This is a genomic window from Actinomyces sp. MRS3W (assembly GCF_032465695.1).
In the GTDB taxonomy this organism is placed as follows: Bacteria; Actinomycetota; Actinomycetes; order Actinomycetales; family Actinomycetaceae; genus Actinomyces.
The window spans coordinates 1-16,396 of the sequence record NZ_JAWDJJ010000355.1 but is presented as its reverse complement, the minus strand read 5'-3'; the positions used below and the strand labels follow the sequence as shown (position 1 = coordinate 16,396).

Genomic DNA, 16,396 nt, shown 5'->3' with positions numbered 1-16,396 from the left:
CCACCGGCGGCACGCCCGACTCCGCGGCCGACCCCGAGGCGTCCTGCGCCGGCAAGTCGGCCCGAGAAGCCGAGCCACTGGTCCCACCCGGGCGCCGGACCGCACTTCCCGGGCGCTTCCTGGCGAGAATCCGCCGCAGGGCACGCTGGTTGGCCATCCCGCCCATGCCCACGTAGAAGAAGCCGCCGACGCGGTCGAGGGGCTGGAGCAGGATGAAGGAAATGAACACCAGGCCGAGGGCGCCGTCGAGCCCGATCGCCCCGCCCGCCAGGCGGGCAAGGGCCAGCGCGGCGGAGGCGGTGACCAGGAAGAGGGAGAACAAGCCGTCGGTGACCAGGATGACCAGCTGGTTACCGGCCAGGAGTCGCATGACGGCGCGCCGGTTGGCCTCCCCGAAGGCGGCCAGGTCGGCGGCGCGGCGGGCGACAGCACGGGCGAGCACCAGGGTGGTCAGGCCCTGGATGGCGTCGAGGTACTCGGCGGCCAGCCGCATGCGCTGGGCGCGCGAGCCGGAGGAGGATCGGCGCAGGCGCCGGTGCAGGAAGACAATGCAGGCGGGCACCGCCACGAAGGCGATGGCGAGTACGAGCGCAGACAGCGGGTCAATTACGACACCGGCCACCACCAGCACAAGCAGCGGGGAGAGCACGGCGGCGATGGTGGGCACGAGGAAGGTCTGGCGGTAGGCAGCAACCCGCTCGGCCCCGTCGGTGAGCAGGGTGACGGTGGCGCCGGAGCGTGCGGAGGCCTGTGCCGGGCCGAGGTCGAACAGGTGGGCGAGTACCTGCCGACGCATCGCCCCCTCCTGGGTGGCGGCGCTGGCCTGAGCCGTGAAATGGACGGCGGCGGCGCACAGCGCCCCGATGAGCGCGGCCACGACGGCGACGGCCAAGTGATGCGGCCACGCGGGCGTCGCCGCCGCGGCAGTCGCCCCTGCTGGGCCGTCGACCGCAATGCTCACTTCCGCCATAGAGGCGAGCGCCCGTGCGATGGCGATGAGCGCCCAGGCCTCGGCCACGGCGCCTACGGCAGTGAGTACAGCGGCCGCCACATTGGCCAAGACGCCGGCACGGGTGCCCAGGGGGACCCATGGCGAGGGGGCGGCTGGCGCGGGTGTGGCAGCGACAGCGCCGGGCACCCCAGGGCCGATTCTCCTGGGTTCCGCACGGACTACTGGCGTGCCTGCGGAAGCATGGCCTGCCTGTGAGCCTCCGGGACTGCCGGGGGTGGGGCGCGTCGTCATGCACTTATGATGACCTAATCTCACTTGCGCGCAGGCACGTACGTACTCACCCCCTCGGCGCGCCGCCAGGAGACTGCGAATCTCGGCCCCCACACGGCCGCCCTCAACATCCTGACGAGTGAACCGCACCACCATTGATCGCCGCGGGCACGGGTAGCCGTAGTAGTGCGCCGCGTGCTGACAGGTGATGACCCCGCCATGGATCCGAGCAAGCACCAGTCCCGGCTCGACGCCTGGCAGACTCACCACTCCCCGCGGATGGGCAATGAGCTCACCCGCGGTGACGAGCCGCTCGGCCTGGCGATACTCCGTTCGGTCCAAGTCGAGGTCCCGCAGGCGCACCGCGCCGTGACAACCGCGTACCCGTGTCAGGATGTCATCTTCGCGCCGCCTCATGCTTCGATACTTCCCGCACGTGGAGGAGCGCGCCAGTGACGGTGGCGAGGGCTGTGGACATCCCCCGCATGAACCGTGCCTGTGGACGACGGCGCCTTGATCGCAACGGCCGCCCCGCCATGCGCACGGCGAGTACCACGGTGCGGGCCGTTAGCATGACACCATGACCACACCCACATATCTCCTCGTCGATGGGGAGAATATCGACGCCACTCTCGGCATGAGCGTGCTCGGACGCCGCCCCGAGCCCGACGAACGCCCGCGGTGGGACCGCGTCCTCGCCTTCTGCGATGAGGTCGCCGACGCAAACTCCGATGACGGTGAGACCCGCGCCCTGTTTTTCCTCAACGCCACGAGCGGCCATATGCCCATGGGCTTCGTCCAGGCGCTGCTCGCCATGGATTATCGCCCCATCCCCCTGGCCGGATCCGGCAGCCAGGAGGAGAAGGTCGTCGACATCGGTATCCAGCGCACGCTGGAAGCACTCGCCGAACGCGTCGAGGGCGGCGAGGCGGTGCATGTCCTGCTCGGCTCGCATGACGGCGACTACGTCCCACAGGTCGAGCGGCTTCTCGATGCGGGAGCCGCAGTTGACGTGCTGTGCTTCCGGGAGTTCCTCAACACGCAGCTGGCGTCACTGGAGACGCGCGGGCTGACTATCCATGATCTGGAAACCGACGTCGACGCCTTCACCATCGCGCTACCGCGGGTCCGCATCATCCCGCTGGCCGAGTTCGACCCGCTCAAGTTCATCTGAGTGCGCCGGGCCGGGGCGGGCGCGCCGGCGAGGGGCGGCGCCCTTCGTCCACCCGCTCCGGCCGCGAGCCGACTCAGACGGCCCCGCCTCCGCCGCATATACATTCCACACTCCCATCTCACATCCAGGCGACTCCCAGAAACGCCGGGCACAGTGGCGGCATGAACCGCACTCACGATTCTCAGCAGTCATCCCACGAGGCGCGGCTTCTCGTCGTCGACGACGAGCCGAATATCCGCGATCTGCTCGCCTCGTCGCTGCGCTTCGCCGGCTTCGAGGTGCTGACCGCGGCTGATGGGAACGGGGCTCTGCGCAGCGCCGAGGAGGAGGCCCCCGACCTCATTGTGCTGGATGTCATGCTCCCCGACATGGATGGGTTCACCGTTGCCCGCCGCCTGCGTGAGCGCGACGTCACCATCCCGATTCTCTTCCTCACCGCCCGCGACGACATGGCGGACAAGGTGCAGGGCCTGACCGTTGGCGGCGATGACTACGTGACCAAGCCCTTCGGACTGGAGGAGGTCGTCGCCCGTATCCGTGCCATCCTGCGCCGTACCCGCGCCTTGGAGGGCGAAGACGACGGCATGGTGCACGTGGCCGACTTGATCCTGGACGAGGACGCCCACGAGGTCCACCGCGCCGGCGTCGAGGTGGACCTGTCCCCCACCGAGTTCAAGCTTTTGCGCTACCTCATGCTCAACGCCGGTCGAGTCGTGTCCAAGTCCCAGATCCTCGACCACGTGTGGGAGTACGACTGGAACGGCGACGCCGCCATCGTCGAGTCTTATATCTCCTACCTGCGCCGCAAGGTGGACCAGATCAACGGCGCTGATGGCCAGCCGGTCGCCCCACTCATCCAAACCCGCCGCGGCGTCGGTTATATGCTGCGCGAACCCAAGGCCGGATGAGCGTGCGCGCCACCGTGAGGGACACGGTGCGCCGCCCACCCGAGGGACGCCAGTATCGGCCGATCAAACGCGGACGCTGGCATCTGCTCACCCAAATCAAACGGGTGTGGCGCGCGCAGCCGTTGCGCAGCCGCCTCGCCCTCATCACCACCGGGCTGCTCACACTGGGGCTGCTGGCCTCCTCGGTTGCCGTGACCTCCCTCCTCGACGCTCACCTGGTCGGGCAGGTGGACGACCAGTTGCGCGCCACCGCACAGGCCATCGGCACACAGGGGCTGACCGCCCTCAGCTCCAACCGCTCCAGTAGTTCGAGCAGCAACTCCTCCATGCCGTCGACCTATTACGTCGAAGCCCAGTACGCCGATGGCGGGGGCGGCCAGATGATCTCTTCCGACACCGCCGCCAAGTACGGGGTTCCCGTTATTGAGACCCTGTCTGTGGACGCTGTCGTCGCCCAGGCCGCCGACCCGGTGCTGTTCACGGTCGACTCCAACCAACTGCACCACCAGTGGCGCGTCATCGTGCTGCCCATTGACGACCGCACCAGCGGCGAGCACATCGGGGTGGTCGCCATCGCGCTGCCGCTGACCGACGTCATGGAGACCGTCGAGCAGACCCGGCTGGTCGTTGCACTCACCGACGTGTCCGTCATTCTGCTCGGCGCCATGGCCGCCGCCTACCTGGTGCGGCGCTCCTTCCGCACTCTGCGGCAGATCGAGGGCGTGGCCGGGCAGATCGCCAGTGGTGACTTGTCCGCTCGTGTGCCCGTCACCGAACCGCCGACGACGGAGGTCGGCTCGCTGCAGCGGGCGCTGAACACCATGCTGCAGCAGAACGAGCAAGCCTTCGACGTGCAGGTGGTGGCCCAGGAGCGCATGACCCGCTTCGTCTCCGACGCCTCGCATGAGCTGCGCACCCCTTTGGCCGCGATCCGTGGCTACGGCGAGCTGTTCCGCATGGGCGGGGTGCCCCCCGAACGCACCGCCGAGGTCATGGGCCGCATCGAGTCCGAAGCCTCCCGCATGGGACGGCTCGTGGACGACCTGCTGCAACTGGCACGTATGGACGAGGGCCGGGAGATGACGATGGCGCCGGTGGACCTCACCCAGATCGCCGCCGGGGCGCTGACCGACATGACGGTGCTGGCCCCCGACCGCGACTGCGCGCTCGTCCCGCTCGACGACGCCGACGGTGAGGCGCCGCCCACCATGGTGCTGGGCGACCGGGACCGGCTGTCCCAAGTGCTGACGAATCTGCTCGGCAACGTGACCCGGCACACACCCGACGGCTCCCCCGTGGAAATTGCCGTCGGCACTGTGGCGGGCCCGCAGCAGGAGCGACCGACCGCCGTCGTCGAGGTGCGCGATCACGGGCCGGGCGTGGCCGAGGCCGACGCCGAGAAGGTCTTCCAGCGCTTCTACCGGGCCGACACCTCCCGCAACCGGGAGACCGGCGGCTCCGGACTGGGGCTGTCGATCGTGTCGGCCATCATCGCCCGCCACGGCGGCACCGTGCGCATGGACCAGACGCCGGGTGGCGGCGCCACCGTGCATATTGAGCTGCCCGCACTCGTGCAGGACTCGGCCAACAACGCGCCGTGACGCCGGCGGCGCGCCGGTCGCTCCTGCTCGGACGCGGGCCCCGAGCGCCCCGGTCCCCGCGGCCGAGAAAGGTGGTGGGCAGAACACCCCACGGGGGTTCATCTTCTCAGCCGGCAGTCCTACGATGGCTGCGTTTCATCTCATCTCGGAGGCTTTCTCATGAGCCACATGGACGTGATCGACGCTCCTCAGTGGTTGCTCCCCGCGTTCGTCCGCTGTGCGAAGGCGGTCGGAGCCACTGCGCCGGTCGATCAGATCCGCTCCACCGGAGAGGAGCTCGTCTCCCTGTGGACGAGCCCGGATCGCCACTTCCACAATCTCAAGCACGTCATCAACATGCTCGCGCGCGTTGATGAGCTGGCCGACGAGTCCCACAACCCCGACGTCATGCGGCTGGCGGCCTGGTACCACGGCTGTGTGTTCTCCACGGCCAGCGAGTCGACCTACCGGCGCAACGGCGGCGAGGACGAGGTCGCCTCCGCCGCCTATGCCGCCAAGAGCCTGCAGGCGCTGGGCGTACCGGATCAGACGGTTGATCGCGTGTGTGCGCTCATCCTCAACCTCAAGCGCCACAACCTCACCACGAAGGATATTGACGCCCAGGCGCTCAGCGACGCCGATCTGGGGGCCCTCGCGGTCGAGCCGCAGCAGTACAAGAGCTACCGGATGGCGGTGCGCGAGGAATACGCCCACATTCCCATGGAGGACTACCTGCGGGCGCGCCTGGCCATCATCACCCGGCTGCTGGACCGCGAATCGCTGTTCTCCTCTCCGCTGGGGGCTCGTTGGGAGCAGCCGGCGCGGCAGAACCTGGAGGCGGAGAAGCGGCACCTGGAGACCAAGCTGGCGCAGCTTGCAGCAAGCCCGGAGCGGTGCGATCAGCCCGGTGCCTGCACGCCCGGCCAGCCCCGGGACGCCGCCTCGCCACAGCCCGCTGTGGCGGGCGCTGCGGATGAGCCCGCGAGCGCCCCGGCCGTGTCCCAACCAGCCGCGCCGGAGCCGTCCCCGCACCCTGGACCAGGTGACGCCGAGCGCTCCGACTCCGCCCAATTGGGGGGTCTGGAGGCCGCGGCCGACGCCGACGACGTTCCTCACGCCGCTCCGCCCGCAGTACACGCCTCGCCCACCTCCGCGCCGACACCGCCGGAGGCCGTGTCGCGCCGTCACCCTAAGCCGACCGCTGAGGCCGACGAGGTGCACACCACGTCAATGGAGTCCTGCGCCGACGACCTCGACCAATTGCTGTCCAAGCCGCGCCCAGGCGAGGAGGGCACCGCGGACCGGGCCAGCCTGGCTCAGGCGGAGCGCGCCAAGCTCGCCGAAAAGCTACGCGCCAAGTGTGAGGAGGCCAAGGCACTGCGCGAGGCCCGCACCGGCGAACTGCCCGCCATCACCGAGCCGATTGCTGGCTCCGACGCCGACTAAGGGAGCCAACTGTCCGGATTCGTCATTAACGCCGATCCGGCATGTCCCAGCCGGGCATGTATCCGCGTCATTCCAAGGCTCTGTGAGGAGCAGACGAGCGGTAACGAGCCGTTTGCGCCGATCTGCGACGCTCCGCCCTGAAGGCCGCCGTCGTCCACAGGCACGGTTCGTGCAGGGTGAATCCACAGGGCTCGACGGCGGCGGGTGCGGGCGGGTGTGGCCCATCCCTACGGTGGGATCGACGCCGCGGCCGCGGCGCCCACTCCGCGCGACGGGGCCGCTCAGCCTCGCCGCAGCACTCACCGAAAGGCCCTCGCCATGCCCGTCTTCGCCGTCGACACCCAGGCCGTCTCCGACACGGCCGTTCGCGCCCGCACCCGCATCTCCACTATCCAGACGGAGGTGGATGGGATGAAGGGCGATATCGCGCTGCTCCAGTCCTCCTGGACGGGCGGTGCCTCCGACTCCATGGCCGCCTGCGCCGCCGACTGGCACGTCACCGCCCTGCAGGTGCAGGCGAGTCTGGACGCCATCAGTCAGGCCCTGGACCAGTCGGCCGTCTCCTACGACGACGCCGAGACCGCCAACTCCGGCCGTTTCACCTACCAGACCCCGCCCGCCTGAGCAACGACGGCGGGCCGCCCTCCCGCTTGCGCAGTGGGACGGCCCGCCGTCGTCATGGTGGAGTCGGCGGCCCGCCGGGCGGCCGCACGGGGCGCGCGCCTACCGGCGAACCGAGCCGACCAAACCGGCCGGATGGCCGATCAGTACATGCCACCCATCTCGTCACCGGCGCCCGCGCCGGCAGCCGGGGCCGGGGGCTCCGGCTTGTCGGCCACGACGGCCTCGGTGGTGAGGAACAGACCGGCGATGGACGCGGCGTTCTGCAGCGCGGAGCGGGTCACCTTGACCGGGTCGGCGATGCCGGCGGCCAGCAGGTTGGTGTACTCGCCGGTGGCGGCGTTGAGGCCCTCACCGGTGGGCAGGTTGCGGACACGCTCGGCCACGACGCCGCCCTCGAGGCCGGCGTTGATGGCGATCTGCTTGAGCGGGGCCTCCAGGGCGACGCGCACAATCGCGGCACCGGTGGCCTCGTCGTCGGACAGGTCGAGGGCGTCCAGGGCTGTGGCGGCCTGCAGCAGGGAGACGCCACCACCGGCGACGATGCCCTCCTCGACGGCGGCCTTGGCGTTGCGGACGGCGTCCTCAATGCGGTGCTTGCGCTCCTTGAGCTCCACCTCGGTGGCGGCACCGGACTTGAGGACGGCGACGCCGCCGGCCAGCTTGGCCAGGCGCTCGGAGAGCTTCTCGCGGTCGTACTCGGAGTCGGAGTTCTCGATCTCGGCGCGGATCTGGGAGACGCGAGCGTCGATGGCGGCCTTGTCGCCGGCGCCGTCGACGATGGTGGTCTCGTCCTTGGTGACGACGACCTTGCGGGCCTGGCCCAGGTCCTCCAGGGTGGCGTTCTCCAGCTTGAGGCCAACGGTCTCGGAGATGACGGTGCCACCGGTGAGGATGGCCATGTCCTGCAGCATCGCCTTGCGACGGTCACCGAAGCCGGGGGCCTTGACGGCGACGGACTTGAAGGTGCCACGGATGCGGTTGACCACGAGGGTGGCCAGGGCCTCGGCCTCGACGTCCTCAGCCACAATCGCCAGCGGCTTGCCGGACTGCATGACCTTCTCCAGCAGCGGCAGCAGGTCCTTGACGTTGGAGATCTTGGACTCGACCAGCAGGACGTAGGCGTCCTCCAGGACGGCCTCCTGGCGGTCGGCGTCGGTGACGAAGTAGGGGGAGATGTAGCCCTTGTCGAAGCGCATACCCTCGGTGACCTCGAGCTCGAGGCCGAAGGTGTTGGACTCCTCAACGGTGATGACGCCGTCGTGGCCGACCTTCTCCAGAGCCTCGGCGATCATGGCGCCGATCTGCTCGTCAGCGGCGGAGATAGACGCGGTGGCCGCGATCTCGTCCTGGGTCTCAACCTCCTTGGCGTCGGCCAGCAGGCGCTCGACGATGGCCGCGACGGCCTTGTCGATGCCGCGGCGCACGGCGATGGGGTTGGCGCCGGCGGCCACGTTGCGCAGGCCCTCGCGCACCAGCGCCTGAGCCAGGACGGTAGCGGTGGTGGTTCCGTCACCGGCGACGTCGTCGGTCTTCTTGGCGACCTCCTTGACGAGCTCGGCGCCGATCTTCTCGTAGGGGTCCTCGAGCTCGATCTCCTTGGCGATGGTGACACCGTCGTTGGTGATGGTCGGGGCGCCCCACTTCTTGTCGAGGACGACGTTGCGGCCCTTGGGGCCGAGGGTGACCTTGACGGTGTCGGCGAGGGTGTTGAGACCCCGCTCCATTCCGCGGCGAGCCTCCTCGTCGAAGGCGATGATCTTGGGCATTGCTGCTCCTGTATGTGGTGGTGGCCGGTTGGTGCCCGCGACGGACGGACCGGCGCCGGACGTTCATGTCCCGCCCGACACCGACCCTCACCTACTAGCCTGGGTCGTTCACTGGGGGGCGCCAGGCGGTTCTGTCACTCGACGCCTCCGAGTGCTAACCGCAATGCTGGCACTCTCACCCCTTGAGTGCAAGACGCTCAGGTTCGCCATCGGCCGGAAACCGGGTGTGACGGTTGTCTCCACACGCCGAAACCGGCACTAATAACGTGCCGAAACCGGTCGAAGTTGCTGAGGTAGAACTAAGTCTCAGGAAATCGTCCGGGACCCCGCCGCAGGACGGTGGGGTAGCCGACTCGCGAAACCTCGCTCCGGTGTATCGCACGCCGCATGCAAGGATCCCCGGCATCCGGCTCTTCGCCTGGATACCGGGGATCGATTGGCGGTAGCGCTGGGATTCGAACCCAGGGTGGCTATGAACCACACAGACTTTCGAGATCTGCACCTTCGGCCGCTCGGACACGCTACCTCGAAGCCTGAGGCTACACGGCGCGGCCCCCTATACCCAACCCCAACGGGCTGCGAAGTCGCTCACGGGGCGGCAGGGCGACGTCGAGCGAAAAACTGCCGCAGCAACTCCTCCGACTCCCCGGCCCGCAATCCCGCCACCACCTCGACCTGGTGGTTGGCGCGCGAGTCGCGCAGGACGTCGCGCGTACTACCGCATGCTCCGGTCTTCGGCTCCCAGGCGCCCAGGACAACTCGCGCCACGCGCGCCAGCTGGGCGGCGCCCGCACACATGGTGCACGGCTCCAGCGTGACCACGAGGGTGCAGCCATCGAGGTGAGAGCACCCCAACGCCGCACCCGCCGCCCGTAGGGCGCGGATCTCGGCGTGCGCGGTCGGGTCGTGCTGTGCCTCGCGCGCATTGGCAGCTGCAGCAAGAACCTCGCCACCGGGTGCCAGTACGACGGCGCCCACGGGCACTTCGCCCGCCCGTCCAGCCTGCCGGGCCAACTCGAGCGCCCGACGCATGGCGACGTCGTAACGCTGCTCAATCAGGCCGGGAACACTCATGTCCCCACCCTGCCACACTGTCCGGCACACCCGATGCCTCTGCGAACACGGCATCGCGACCCGCGCGCAATCAGGGTCACCAGCAACGCCTCGCCGGGCGGCCCCGCGCAAGTGTGGGCAGAATCTCCCACGCGGCCATTTATCCCCGACGTCACGCGCCTGTCAAGTCCGTCTCACGCCCCCATTTCAGACCGTTTCACTTGCAAATCTGCGCCATCCTTGGAAGATTCACAAAGCTGTAAAGGTCGCGATGGTCATGTGCTCAAGGCCACGCGTACACCAATCAAGGAGAGTCCCTTGCCTGATTCCCCGAGCGATCAACCGGTACAAACGGCACCTGAACCATCTGGCCGACGCCACCTCAACGTGATGGTCTTCGCCGTTTCGGCAGCGATCATCGCCGCTATTGCCGGCGCCGCCATTGTGGCACCGGAGACGGTCTCCGCAGCGTTCAGCACCGCCGTGTCCTGGGCCGGACGCTGGTTCGGTTCGTTCTACATCCTGCTGGTCACCGCGGCCGTCGTCTTCGTCGTCGTGCTGGCGCTGTCAAAGTTCGGGTCGATCCGCCTGGGGCCGGACAACTCCACCCCGGACTTCTCCACCTTCTCCTGGGCGGCCATGCTTTTCGCCGCGGGCGTGGGCACCGGGATCATGTTCTACGCCGTCGCCGAACCGGTCGCCCAGTACATGGCTCCCCCCACCGGCGAGGGCCAGACCGTTGAGGCGGCGCGCAACGGCATCGTGTTGACGCTGCTTCACTACGGCATCAGCGGCTGGGGTCTGTACTCCATCGTCGGTATGGCGCTGGGCTACTTCGCTTACCGGCGTCATCAGCCGCTGGCGGTCCGCTCCACCCTGCGCCCGCTGCTGGGAGACAAGGTCAACGGCAGGCTCGGCGACGTCGTCGACGCCGCCGCGCTTGTCGGCGGGGCCGTCGGCATCGCCGCCTCGCTCGGTGTGGGAGTCGTCCAGCTCAACGTCGCCCTCACCCTGCTCTTCGGCCTGCCGCAGGGAACCTCCACCCAAATCGGCCTCATCGCGCTCAGCGTCATTATGGCCACCGTCTCCGCCGTCTCGGGCGTCGACCGTGGGGTGCGCATCCTGTCGAATATCAACGTTCTGCTGGCGGTCGGCCTGGCGGTGTGGGTGCTGGTCACGGGCAACACCGCCTTCCTCATCGACGCCCTCGTGGGCAATATCGGTGACTTCATCACCCAGTTCCCCGGCCTCACCTTGGAGACCTACGCCTACGACCGTCCCACCGAGTGGCTCAACAGCTGGACCCTGTTCTTCTGGGCCTGGTGGATCACCTGGGCCGCCTTCGTCGGCATGTTCCTGGCGCGTATCTCGCGCGGTCGCACGGTCCGCGAGTTCGTGGTAGGATCCCTCGTCCTGCCCTTCTCCTACGTCATGATGTGGGTGTCGATCTTCGGCAACAGTGCCCTGGACCTCATCCGCTCAGGCAATCTCGAGTTCGCCGAACTCACCGTCGCCGAACCGGAGCAGGGCCTATACATGCTGCTCGGGCACCTTCCCGGCGGCACCATCCTCATCGCCTTGGCCCTGTTCATCGGGATTCTCTTCTACGTGACCAGCGCCGACTCCGGCGCCCTGGTCATGGCGAACCTGTCCAGCCGGGCCGATCCGGCCTACCACGGCGACCCCCAGGACGCCCCCGCCTGGCTGCGGATCTTCTGGGCCACCCTGACCGGAGTGCTCACCATCGCCATGCTCGTGGCCGGCGGCATCCCCATTCTGCAGCAGGCCACCATCGTCATGGCACTGCCGTTCTCCTTCGTCATCATCGCGGTCATGGCGGGGCTGTGGCGCGCGATGCGCACCGAGGCGAGTAGGGAGCAGGCGCGCGGCATCGCCAACCGCAACCGGCTGCTGGGGGCCACGGGCACCGCCGCCGGAATGAACCGCATCCCCTGGCGCGATCGCTTGTCCCACACCTTCGATATTGTCTCGCCAGCGCGCGCCCAACGGGCCATGTCCAACCGCGTGGTGCCCGCGCTCGAGGCGGTCGCCGATGAGCTGCGCAAGGAGGATATGACCGCCGACGTCGTCGTCGAGGGCCCCGAGACGCAGGATCCCGACGATCTGCGCAACTTCCTCGGCTCCGCCACGCTTGTGGTCACTCCGCCGCCGTCGGTGATGGAAACCGTCCAGACACAGGGCGGTGAGCAGGTCGCTTCCTCCCGGTTCCGCTACGCGGTGCGCATGGTGCAGGCGCCGGTACCCGCCTTCGGCGTCGTCGTCCACGAAGCCGACGACCTCACCGTCCGCCTCGAAGTGCGTCCCCGCGGCGGTGGGCAGGGCTACGACGTCATGGACTGGTCCCGCGAGCAGGTCGCGCACGACGTCCTGGACCACTACGAGCGCTGGCTGGAGTACCTGGGCGCCGCCGAGACCGTCTGACGACGGCGCCAACCCACGGTCCCGCCGCACCTGGCCGACCGCGACGGCGGCTTGCCAGGCGCAAAGCATCTAGGCTTGGGCCATGCGCCTGCACGTTGCCGATCACCCGCTCATTAACCACAAGCTCTCCGTCCTCCGCAACGAGGGGACACCATCGCCGGTTTTCCGTCAGCTCGTCGATGAGTTGGTCACTCTCCTCGCCTACGAGGCAACGCGGGACGTGCGCACCGAGGAGATCCGCATCAACACCCCCGTCGCGCCCACAACCGCCCGCCACCTGGCCGAGCCGCGACCGATTGTCGTTCCCATCCTGCGTGCCGGATTGGGCATGCTTGAGGGCATGACCCGGCTGCTGCCCACCGCCGAGGTCGGCTTCCTGGGGATGAAGCGCAACGAGGACACTTTGGAGGTGGAGACCTACGCCAACCGCCTACCGGAGGACCTGTCCGGGAGGCAGTGCTTCGTCGTCGATCCCATGCTCGCCACCGGGCACACTCTGGTCGCAGCCATCAACTACCTGCTGGAACGCGGCGCCCGCGACGTCACCGCCATCTGCCTCATCGCCGCCCCGGAGGGCCTGGCTACTTTGGAGGAGGCCGTCGGCGACCGGGCCGACGTCACTGTGGTCACCGCCGCGCGCGACGAGCGCCTCAACGAGCACGCCTATATCGTCCCCGGCCTGGGCGACGCCGGCGACCGCCTGTACGGCATCGTGGACTGAAACTGCCAGCGGTTCACCGCCCCGATGGGCACTCCTCCCCGCCGCCCACCGGTGCCTTCGCGGTGCCGGTCCGTTTAGCATCGAGCCATGAGCTCCCCGACGTCGTACCCCGGGCGGGCCGGCGCCGATGGCGACCGGCTCAGTTCACGCACGATTCTCGTCGCCGTTGCAGTCGGTGTGCTCACCTTCGGGGGCATCGTCGGCGGCGGCAGGGCGCTGTCCGGCGGCAGGGACTATTCCGCGCCGACGAATACCAACCAGGTCCAGTACAGCGTGCCCGCATCGGGCTGGGCCAACGGAGCGGAGCAGACCTGGACCACAACGATCGCCGCTGACGCGCAAGTCATGACCATCCCGGGCCACCTGCTCACTCTGGTCGCCGGCGACGACGCCACCAACGCGACCCTGACCGCGTACGCAGTCACCGACTCGGGTAGGGGTGAATCCACCTCGGGCATCACCGAATCATGGTCAACGACCATTGACGCGTCCAAGGACGCCGGTGACACGAGTGATGATTTCGACATCACCGTCAAGCCCGCCTACCTCAAGTGGGGCGAGAACACCCTCATCCACGACACCACGCTGTACGACCTGGACACGGGTGCCACCCACCAGGCGCCGTGGTCCTCCAGCGATGGCATCATCATCGCCGACGACGTCGCCATTGCCTGCACCGCGGACAATCAGTGCACGGCATACCAAGAATCCAGCCCGGACGCCTCCCTCTGGACACAGACGGCCGACTATGCCACCGACTATCTGCAGACTATTGACCACGCCTATGCAACCGTCTTCATGCGCGACGGACAGCGGTACTGCAATATCGGTTACCGCGAGATCTACAACGTGGACACCGGCGAACGCGTAGAACTGAGCATCCCCAAGGCACAAGACGAGATCGTGGGATACGCCGCCACCTCCGCATCCGACGGTTGGATCATCAGATTGCAGGACACGCGCGGTATCCCCACCGTGTACGCCTACGGCCCCGACGGCGGCAAGCCCGTCGACTTCTACACGGACCAGTACCCCCTGGCGGACCATGAGTTCCTCCTCGGCAATCCGACGACGCCACCGAGCCTCGCGGATTTCAAGGAACGATTCGCGAACAAGTCGAACGACACGCTGCTGGGCCTGGTCTCCGCAGACACCAACGATTGCGTTCAATCGGTCGAGATCATGGGTAGGGGCACCATCGACGTGCCCGATCTCGGCACCGAGCCCTCCTGCCTGACTACGATCCGTATTGCTGCCGACCGCAGTGTCGTAACCGCAGGTCCCGCCACAGCCGATACCCAAGACATGCGGACATTCCGGGTCATGTACGGCGTCGAGAAGGGGAACACCATCGACTTCCCGGGGATGGACACGAACTCGGGGGCGCTTTTCGATCTGGTCGCCTCGGACTACGTCATCGGCTACGCCCCGACCACCGGTACCCTGACCGGCTACCGCCCCGCCTCGTGAACATTCCGGCTCCCCGTACCTCGACGACGGCGCCCGCCGTCCCGGGGTGGGGAGGGCGGGCGCCGTCGTCGGCCCGGGCCGGATCAGAAGGCCGGGATGACGGATTCGTCGGTCCAGGTCTCCTCGATGTAGCTGCGTAGCTCATCGGAGTTGAGCAGCCCTGCGAGAGCGACGAGGTACTCGTTGTCCTTATCCGCCGTGCGCACCACCAGCTGGTTGGCGTAGGGGGATTCCCCGCTCGGCTCCAGCACGAGTGCGTCCTGGCTCGGGTTGAGGCCGGCGCCGAGCGCGTAGTTGCCGTTGATGACGCCCAGTTCGGCATCCGACAGCGAGGCGGGCACCTGGGCGCCGTCGATCGGGAGCAACTCGAATTTCTTCGGGTTCTCGGTGACGTCGAGGGTGGTCGGGCTCTCGACGTCGGGGTCGAGGGTAATGAGACCGGCGGACTCCAGCAGTTTGAGGCCGCGCGCGGTGTTGGCGGGGTCGTTGTTGAGCAGGATGGTCCCGCCCTCGGCCGCCTCGTCGACGGAGCTGTAACCCTTGTCGGTGTAGATGCCCATGGGCTCGATGTGCACGTCGGCAATGGCAACCAGGTCGTATCCCTTCTCCTCGTTCTGCTGCTCGAGGAAGTTGGGTGTCTGGAAGAAGTTCGCCGCCAGGGAGCCGTCGCTCAGGGAAGCGTTGGGGATGTCGTAGTCATCAATCGACACGATGTCGAGGTTGAGCCCGGCGTCGGCGGCCAGGTTGTCCTGCACCCACTGGAGGATGGTGACGTGCGGCTCCGGGGTGGCGCCGATCTTGATGGTGGCGACGTCGCCGTCGACGGTGATGCCGTCAACCCCGCTTTCGTTGGAGTTGCCGCAGGCGGCCAGGGCGAGGGCGACGGCGGAGGCGAGAGAGCCGACCAGGGCAGTACGGCGGGAAATGGTGGTGGTCATGGTGGTGTTTTCCTTGTCTTGGAGAGCGTGAAGGTTGCGCGGAAATCGGTGGTGCGGCGACGCATGCGCAATGGGGCGCGTCGCCAAGGATGTGTGCGAGCCGAGCCGTCCGGGCCCGCGTGGGCCCCGGTGACTCCGGCTGGTCGAGGCTCAGCGGTGGTCGACCAGCCGGCTGAGCATGTCGCCACACACCTGGATGACGGCGACCACGAGCACGATGAGGATGACCACGATGACCATGACATCGGAGGCGTTCTGCCGGTAGCCGTACTGAATGGCCAGGTCGCCCAAGCCGCCACCACCGACCGTGCCGGCCATGGCGGTGTATCCGAGCAGGGTAATGAGGGTGACGGTGGCCGACTGGATGAGGGTCGGCATGGCCTCTCGCACCAGTACGCCCCAGGTGATCTGGCGACCGGAGGCACCCATCATGAGAGCGGCCTCGACCTTGCCGTGGTCGACGTCGTTGATGGCGGTCTCGACCAGCCGCGCGTAGAAGGGAATCGCGCCGATGGTGAGCGGCACGCAGGCCGCGGCCCAGCCCAGCGACGTGCCCACAAGCATCCGGGTGAAGGGGATGAGGGCCACCATGAGGATGATGAACGGCATGGAGCGCCCGATATTGACGACCTGGGACAGCACCTCGTACACGGCCCGGTTGGCGTGCTGGCCGCGCTTGCCGGTGGTGACCAGCGCGAGCCCCAACAGCAGGCCGAAGACAATGGTGAGGGCGCCGGAGACGCCGAGCATCTGGAAGGTCTCCAGCGTGGCGGGGCCGAGCTTGCGCTGAATGGCGGGGTTGTTGAACCACGTGTCGTCGCTCGCGGCGGCGAGCAGGGCCGGGCTGATCAGGGCGTTCATTCGCGCACCTCCGCGGTAGCGCCCGCTTGACGCAGGACGGCGAGCGTATCCGTGACCCGCTCCGCAGGCACGGTGAGGGCCAGGCGCCCGACCTGGGCGGTACCGAGCGTTTCGAACAGGCCGCCGGCGACGTCGGCACCCCGCTCGGAGGCGAGCGCCAGCACGTGGGCGGCGGCGGGCTGGCCGGGGTG

Annotated in this window: 13 protein-coding genes, 1 tRNA gene and 1 pseudogene; 8 read left to right on the top strand and 7 right to left on the bottom strand. The window is 68.2% G+C overall.

Going from position 1 to position 16,396, the window contains the following annotated elements; translation table 11 throughout:
• Positions 1 to 1,138, bottom strand: a 1,138-nt coding sequence (locus RWX45_RS13240; protein ID WP_316024180.1) for an ABC transporter transmembrane domain-containing protein, incomplete at its 3' end; no start/stop codon positions are given.
• 664 nt (positions 1,139 to 1,802) lie between these two features.
• Between RWX45_RS13240 and RWX45_RS13235 the strand changes: the two genes are divergently transcribed.
• The 5 genes from RWX45_RS13235 to RWX45_RS13215 all read left to right on the top strand — a co-directional run bounded on the left by RWX45_RS13235 (position 1,803) and on the right by RWX45_RS13215 (position 6,954).
• Positions 1,803 to 2,396, top strand: a complete 594-nt coding sequence (locus RWX45_RS13235; RefSeq protein ID WP_316024179.1) for a nuclease — start codon at positions 1,803 to 1,805, stop codon at positions 2,394 to 2,396.
• 161 nt (positions 2,397 to 2,557) lie between these two features.
• A complete protein-coding gene (locus RWX45_RS13230) occupies positions 2,558 to 3,304 on the top strand; it encodes a response regulator transcription factor (protein ID WP_316024178.1) in 747 nt (248 codons plus the stop codon).
• Entirely contained in the window at positions 3,301 to 4,905 is a 1,605-nt protein-coding gene (locus RWX45_RS13225) for a HAMP domain-containing sensor histidine kinase (RefSeq protein WP_316024177.1), read from the top strand. Before RWX45_RS13230 ends, RWX45_RS13225 begins: the two co-directional genes overlap by 4 nt.
• Positions 4,906 to 5,064: 159 nt before the next feature.
• Entirely contained in the window at positions 5,065 to 6,330 is a 1,266-nt protein-coding gene (locus tag RWX45_RS13220; protein ID WP_410050727.1) for a hypothetical protein, read from the top strand.
• 318 nt (positions 6,331 to 6,648) lie between these two features.
• Positions 6,649 to 6,954, top strand: coding sequence for a WXG100 family type VII secretion target (locus tag RWX45_RS13215; protein WP_316024176.1), 306 nt, complete (start codon positions 6,649 to 6,651; stop codon positions 6,952 to 6,954).
• Between the two features lie 140 nt (positions 6,955 to 7,094).
• On the opposite strand, the gene groL is transcribed toward RWX45_RS13215, so the two are convergent.
• The 3 genes from groL to RWX45_RS13200 all read right to left on the bottom strand — a co-directional run bounded on the left by groL (position 7,095) and on the right by RWX45_RS13200 (position 9,794).
• The gene (gene groL / locus RWX45_RS13210) at positions 7,095 to 8,720 is read right to left on the bottom strand and encodes a chaperonin GroEL (RefSeq protein WP_316024175.1); all 1,626 of its coding nucleotides are present in this window, start codon (positions 8,718 to 8,720) and stop codon (positions 7,095 to 7,097) included.
• A 437-nt stretch (positions 8,721 to 9,157) separates the two neighbouring features.
• Positions 9,158 to 9,246: transfer RNA gene (locus RWX45_RS13205), tRNA-Ser, on the bottom strand.
• Positions 9,247 to 9,308: 62 nt separating this feature from the next.
• Positions 9,309 to 9,794 carry a nucleoside deaminase gene (locus RWX45_RS13200; protein WP_316024174.1) on the bottom strand — a complete coding sequence of 162 codons (486 nt, stop codon included), beginning with the start codon at positions 9,792 to 9,794 and terminating at the stop codon, positions 9,309 to 9,311.
• A 297-nt stretch (positions 9,795 to 10,091) separates the two neighbouring features.
• Between RWX45_RS13200 and betT the strand changes: the two genes are divergently transcribed.
• The 3 genes from betT to RWX45_RS13185 all read left to right on the top strand — a co-directional run bounded on the left by betT (position 10,092) and on the right by RWX45_RS13185 (position 14,406).
• A complete protein-coding gene (gene betT, locus RWX45_RS13195; RefSeq protein ID WP_316024173.1) occupies positions 10,092 to 12,215 on the top strand; it encodes a choline BCCT transporter BetT in 2,124 nt (707 codons plus the stop codon).
• Between the two features lie 82 nt (positions 12,216 to 12,297).
• Positions 12,298 to 12,936 (top strand): uracil phosphoribosyltransferase, encoded by a 639-nt coding sequence (gene upp / locus RWX45_RS13190; RefSeq protein WP_316024172.1) that lies wholly within the window; start codon positions 12,298 to 12,300, stop codon positions 12,934 to 12,936.
• Between the two features lie 87 nt (positions 12,937 to 13,023).
• Positions 13,024 to 14,406: a hypothetical protein gene (locus tag RWX45_RS13185; RefSeq protein WP_316024171.1), complete on the top strand. Its 1,383-nt coding sequence runs from the start codon at positions 13,024 to 13,026 to the stop codon at positions 14,404 to 14,406.
• Between the two features lie 83 nt (positions 14,407 to 14,489).
• Here RWX45_RS13185 and RWX45_RS13180 read toward each other — a convergent pair whose 3' ends face one another.
• From RWX45_RS13180 to RWX45_RS13170, 3 genes and pseudogenes are all read right to left on the bottom strand, one after another.
• Positions 14,490 to 15,344 (bottom strand): MetQ/NlpA family ABC transporter substrate-binding protein, encoded by an 855-nt coding sequence (locus tag RWX45_RS13180; RefSeq protein ID WP_316024170.1) that lies wholly within the window; start codon positions 15,342 to 15,344, stop codon positions 14,490 to 14,492.
• Positions 15,345 to 15,494: 150 nt separating this feature from the next.
• Positions 15,495 to 16,205: a methionine ABC transporter permease gene (locus RWX45_RS13175; RefSeq protein WP_316024169.1), complete on the bottom strand. Its 711-nt coding sequence runs from the start codon at positions 16,203 to 16,205 to the stop codon at positions 15,495 to 15,497.
• Positions 16,202 to 16,396: pseudogene (locus tag RWX45_RS13170) on the bottom strand (methionine ABC transporter ATP-binding protein); the annotation flags it as partial. The pseudogene RWX45_RS13170 and the gene RWX45_RS13175, both read right to left, overlap by 4 nt.

What these genes read in the sequence shown, in the direction of transcription:
- RWX45_RS13225 (WP_316024177.1), top strand. Translation starts at nt 3,301, where the DNA reads ATGAGCGTGCGCGCCACCGTGAGGGACACGGTGCGCCGCCCACCCGAG.
- RWX45_RS13175 (WP_316024169.1), bottom strand. Translation starts at nt 16,205, where the DNA reads ATGAACGCCCTGATCAGCCCGGCCCTGCTCGCCGCCGCGAGCGACGAC.
- RWX45_RS13185 (WP_316024171.1), top strand. Translation starts at nt 13,024, where the DNA reads ATGAGCTCCCCGACGTCGTACCCCGGGCGGGCCGGCGCCGATGGCGAC.
- RWX45_RS13230 (WP_316024178.1), top strand. Translation starts at nt 2,558, where the DNA reads ATGAACCGCACTCACGATTCTCAGCAGTCATCCCACGAGGCGCGGCTT.
- upp (WP_316024172.1), top strand. Translation starts at nt 12,298, where the DNA reads ATGCGCCTGCACGTTGCCGATCACCCGCTCATTAACCACAAGCTCTCC.
- RWX45_RS13220 (WP_410050727.1), top strand. Translation starts at nt 5,065, where the DNA reads ATGAGCCACATGGACGTGATCGACGCTCCTCAGTGGTTGCTCCCCGCG.
- RWX45_RS13215 (WP_316024176.1), top strand. Translation starts at nt 6,649, where the DNA reads ATGCCCGTCTTCGCCGTCGACACCCAGGCCGTCTCCGACACGGCCGTT.
- RWX45_RS13180 (WP_316024170.1), bottom strand. Translation starts at nt 15,344, where the DNA reads ATGACCACCACCATTTCCCGCCGTACTGCCCTGGTCGGCTCTCTCGCC.
- RWX45_RS13235 (WP_316024179.1), top strand. Translation starts at nt 1,803, where the DNA reads ATGACCACACCCACATATCTCCTCGTCGATGGGGAGAATATCGACGCC.
- RWX45_RS13200 (WP_316024174.1), bottom strand. Translation starts at nt 9,794, where the DNA reads ATGAGTGTTCCCGGCCTGATTGAGCAGCGTTACGACGTCGCCATGCGT.
- groL (WP_316024175.1), bottom strand. Translation starts at nt 8,720, where the DNA reads ATGCCCAAGATCATCGCCTTCGACGAGGAGGCTCGCCGCGGAATGGAG.